The organism is Cellulomonas sp. P4_B5_2, assembly GCF_056402235.1.
This window is the reverse complement of the sequence record NZ_JBFUHU010000339.1, coordinates 1-3,883: the sequence shown is the minus strand read 5'-3', so window position 1 is coordinate 3,883 and position 3,883 is coordinate 1. Positions and strand designations below refer to the sequence as shown.

Sequence of the window (3,883 nt, the reverse complement as noted above, 5' to 3'; positions counted from 1 at the left end):
ACCTCACGCAGTACGCGATGGCGGCGGACCGGGAGCTGGCCGGCCTGGCGCGGCTGTCGACCCCGTGGCAGCCGGCCGTGCTGTCGCTGATCCAGCTGGCCWGCGCGGGCGCAGCGGCCCGCACCAGGCCCGTCGGCGTCTGCGGCGAGGCGGCGGCGGACCCGGTGCTCGCACCGGTGCTCGTCGGGCTCGGCGTCGCGTCGCTGTCGATGACGCCCCGGGCCCTGCCGGACGTGGGCGCGGTGCTGGCGGCCGTGACGCTCGAGCGGTGCCGCGAGCTGGCCGGCCTCGCCCTCGCGCAGCGCACGGCCGACGAGGCGCGGTCGGCGGTGCGTGCGTCGCTGGACGTGCTCGAGGAGCTGGGTCTCTAGGCGGTCTGCAGGAGGAACTGCTCGAGCGCGTCGATCGAGGCGACCGCGTCGGCACCGTCGTCGTCGGTGGCCAGCACCACCTCGTCGCCCACCCCGACGCCCAGCGTCATGATCGCGAGGATCGAGGCGGTCGCCACAGGGTCGCCGCCGGCCCGCGCGATCGTGACCCGTGCGGGCTGGCTGGCGGCGGCCGCGACGAACTGCGCGGCGGGGCGGGCGTGCAGCCCTCCGGGAAGAGCGACGACGACGGAACGCTGCATGGCCTGCCTCCAAAGACGGGTCGACGATGACCTGGCGACTCTACTGGTCTAGACCATGTACGCGCGACTTGCTGTGGGAGACTCGTGCCGCTGCGGGCCTGTGCCCGCGCGGGAGGGCTGTCTGAGCGGCCGAAAGAGACGGTCTTGAAAACCGTTGGAGCGGGACAACCCCGTTCTCGTGGGTTCGAATCCCACGCCCTCCGCGGTACCGACCGACAGGCGTGCGGCTCGTCGCCCACCTAGGCTCGGCGCGTGCCCCGACGCCACGTCCAGCTGCATGCCCGCCCGCCGCAGGAGGCCCAGGGGGAGGCCGTCGACGTCCTCGTCCGGCGCGGCCTGGACGACCTGCGCCGGGAGCTCGACGTGCCGCCCGAGTTCCCCCCGGACGTGCTCGCCGAGGCGGCCGCGGTCATCGCACGGGGACCCGACGGCGAGCGGTCCGACGCCACGGACATCGCGTTCGTCACCATCGACCCCGAGGGCTCGAAGGACCTGGACCAGGCGCTGCACATCGAGCGCCAGGGGCACGGCTTCCGCGTCCGGTACGCGATCGCCGACGTGGGCGCATGGGTCCGTCCCGGCGGCCGGATCGACGGCGAGGTGCGCGAGCGGGTCGAGACCCTCTACGCACCGGACGGCCGGACCCCGCTGCACCCGCCGGAGCTGTCCGAGGGCGTCGCGAGCCTGCTGCCGGACCAGGTGACCCCGGCCCTCGTGTGGACGATCGACCTCGACGCCGAGGGTGCCCCGGTCGAGGTCAACGTCGTGCGGGCCTCGGTCCGCAGCCGCGCCCAGCTGACCTACGTGGGTGCGCAGGCGGCGCTCGACGACGGGTCCGCCGACGAGACGCTCCGGCTCCTTCGCGAGGTCGGCACGCTCCGGGAGGCGGCCGAGCGCGCCCGCGGGGGCATCACGCTCCCCACGCCGGAGCAGGTGGTCGAGCAGGACGCCGACGGGATCTGGACCCTCGGCAGCCGTGCCACGCTGCCGGTCGAGGAGTGGAACGCCCAGATCTCCCTGCTCACGGGCATGTGCGCGGCGCAGCTCATGCTGGACGGCCGGATCGGCATCGTCCGCACGCTTCCGGAGGCGGACCCGCGCGACGTCGACCGGCTGCGACTGTCCGCGCACGCCCTGGGCGTGCCGTGGCCGGCGGGGGCGACCCCCGGCGACGTCATCCGCGAGCTCGACGCGGCGAACCCGACGCATGCGGCGCTGCTCACCGACGCGACCTCGCTGCTCCGCGGAGCGGCCTATGTGGCGTTCGACGGCGAGGTGCCGCCGTTCACGATGCACGCCGCGATCGCCGCGCCCTACGCCCACACCACCGCGCCGCTGCGCCGGCTCGTCGACCGGTTCGTGGGCGAGACGTGCCTCGCGCTGTGCGCCGGTGAGCCCGTCCCCACGTGGGTGCGCGACGCGCTCCCCGAGCTCCCCGGGCTGATGGCCGGCGGGGACAAGCACGCCGCCGAGTTCGAGCGTGGCTGCCTGGACCTGGTCGAGGCGGCACTGCTCACCGGGCGGGTCGGTGAGGTGTTCGAGGGCGCGATCGTCGACGTCCGGGAGGACCGCGACCTCGGCGTGGTCCAGCTCCGCGACCCCGCGGTCCGCGGCCGGATCGAGGGCGTCGGCCTGCCCCTGGGGGAGGACGTGCGCGTCCGCGTGACTCAGGCCTCCGTGCACGAGCGCAAGGTCGTGTTCGAGCTGGCGGAGCCTCAGGCCGACTCCGCCTCGTCCTCCGCCGAGCCGAACCTCGACCGCAGGTAGCCCGCGTAGCCGCCCGGCGTCCGGCCGACCAGGCGTCCCGAGGTGAGCACGTCGCAGTCCTCCGTCGCGACGATGCGCGCGCCCACCGCCGTGAGCGCCTCGACCAGGTCGACGTCCTCGTGCTCGGGCCGGTCGGGGAAGCCGCCCGCGCGCACGTAGGCGTCCGCGCGTACGCCGAGGTTCGCGCCGTGCACGTGCCCGTTCGGTCGGCCGGGCACGCGGGTGGTCCGCCACGCGGCCAGCTGGGCGGGGGAGAGGTCGGTGGGATCCGGGCGCACGGTACCGACGACCACGTCCGCGCCGGCGTCCGCGAGCCGCAGGTGCTCGAGGATCCAGCCCTCGGGCACCACGGAGTCGGCGTCGGTGCCGGCCACCCAGGTCCGCGCGGGGTCCGCGGTGGAGCGTGCCAGGGCGTCGCGCACCCCCGCCGCACGGGCGGCTCCGGCGCGGCCCTCGTCGAGGTCCACGAGCCGGACGTCGAGGTGCCCGAGCGCGACCGACCGGGTGCCGTCGGTGCACCGGTCGAGCACGAGCACCAGGTCGACCGTGAGGTCCGGCCGCACCGCCCGGGCCGCCTGCCTCGCCGACTGCAGCGAGCCGAGGCACCGCCCCACCAGCTGCTCCTCGTCGCGGGCGGGCACCACGACCACCACGTGCTCGATGCGCGGCCTCACGCCAGCCCCGTCCGCTCGGCCACCGACCGCGGGTCGTCGGCGTAGACGTCGAGGAGCAGGTCGGCCTCCCGGTGCTCGGCCAGGAGCGTGAGGTCGGTGGTGCGACGCAGCAGGCGGTGCACGTCGTCGCCACCGAGCGGGTACGCCTCGACCGGGTGCCGCCAGTGGCAGGCGAGCAGGGTCCCGCCGGGGGCCAGCTGCGCGCGGAGCTCGCGCAGCACACGCGCGAGGGTGGGCCGGTCCAGGTAGTAGCCCACCTCGGACAGGACGACGAGGTCGAACGGGCCGGTCGGCACACGGGACGCGACGTCCGCGACCTCCACCCGCGCGCCCGGCACGCGCTCGCGGGCACGCTCGACCGCGGCGGCCGACACGTCGATGGCCAGCAGGTCGTCGGCATGCTCGGCGAGCTGCGCGGTGAGGACGCCGATCCCGCAGCCCACCTCCAGCACCCGGCCGTACCGCGCGTCCGGCAGGGCCGCGAGCGTCAGCGCGCGCTTGCGCTTCTCGTACCAGCGGTCGGTGTAGCCCCACGGGTCGTCGTGCCGGTCGTAGGTGGCGTCGAAGAACTCGCCGGTCAGCGACGGCAGGGTGGGCTCCTGCGTGACGACGACCTCGACGTCCCGGTCGAACGTCCGCAGGAACGCGGGGTGCAGCGTCGGGGCGTCGCGCGGGTCCGGCGACAGCGCGGCGACCTGAGTCGCGTGCGCCGCCACGGCCCGGTGCTTGCGCACCACCGACCGGTCCGAGAGGTCGACCACCCGGAGCCGGTCCCACGGGACGCGGGGGTCGTCGGGCGTCGCCCAGTGCC

General features: G+C 75.6%; 5 protein-coding genes and 1 tRNA gene. 3 read left to right on the top strand and 3 right to left on the bottom strand.

Annotated features, from left to right (window positions below; all coding sequences use genetic code 11):
* On the top strand, nucleotides 1–371 hold a 371-nt coding region (locus AC1DUQ_RS18940), incomplete at its 5' end, for a putative PEP-binding protein (RefSeq protein WP_477074349.1).
* Here AC1DUQ_RS18940 and AC1DUQ_RS18935 read toward each other — a convergent pair.
* Entirely contained in the window at nucleotides 368–631 is a 264-nt protein-coding gene (locus AC1DUQ_RS18935; protein ID WP_477059795.1) for an HPr family phosphocarrier protein, read from the bottom strand. The two genes, AC1DUQ_RS18940 and AC1DUQ_RS18935, sit on opposite strands and share 4 nt — an antisense overlap.
* 111 nt (nucleotides 632–742) lie before the next feature.
* On the opposite strand from AC1DUQ_RS18935, the gene AC1DUQ_RS18930 reads away from it, so the two are divergent.
* Nucleotides 743–834 (top strand) — tRNA-Ser (locus AC1DUQ_RS18930).
* Between the two features lie 49 nt (nucleotides 835–883).
* Entirely contained in the window at nucleotides 884–2,398 is a 1,515-nt protein-coding gene (locus tag AC1DUQ_RS18925) for an RNB domain-containing ribonuclease (RefSeq protein WP_477059796.1), read from the top strand.
* On the opposite strand, the gene AC1DUQ_RS18920 is transcribed toward AC1DUQ_RS18925, so the two are convergent.
* Together AC1DUQ_RS18920 and AC1DUQ_RS18915 are read right to left on the bottom strand one after the other, a co-directional pair.
* Nucleotides 2,347–3,072 carry a glycosyltransferase family 2 protein gene (locus tag AC1DUQ_RS18920; RefSeq protein WP_477059797.1) on the bottom strand — a complete coding sequence of 242 codons (726 nt, stop codon included), beginning with the start codon at nucleotides 3,070–3,072 and terminating at the stop codon, nucleotides 2,347–2,349. The genes AC1DUQ_RS18925 and AC1DUQ_RS18920 overlap by 52 nt on opposite strands.
* The coding region (locus tag AC1DUQ_RS18915) for a class I SAM-dependent DNA methyltransferase (RefSeq protein WP_477074348.1) at nucleotides 3,069–3,883 on the bottom strand (815 nt) is incomplete at its 5' end. The genes AC1DUQ_RS18915 and AC1DUQ_RS18920, both read right to left, overlap by 4 nt.

What these genes read in the sequence shown, in the direction of transcription:
- AC1DUQ_RS18935 (WP_477059795.1), bottom strand. Translation starts at nt 631, where the DNA reads ATGCAGCGTTCCGTCGTCGTCGCTCTTCCCGGAGGGCTGCACGCCCGC.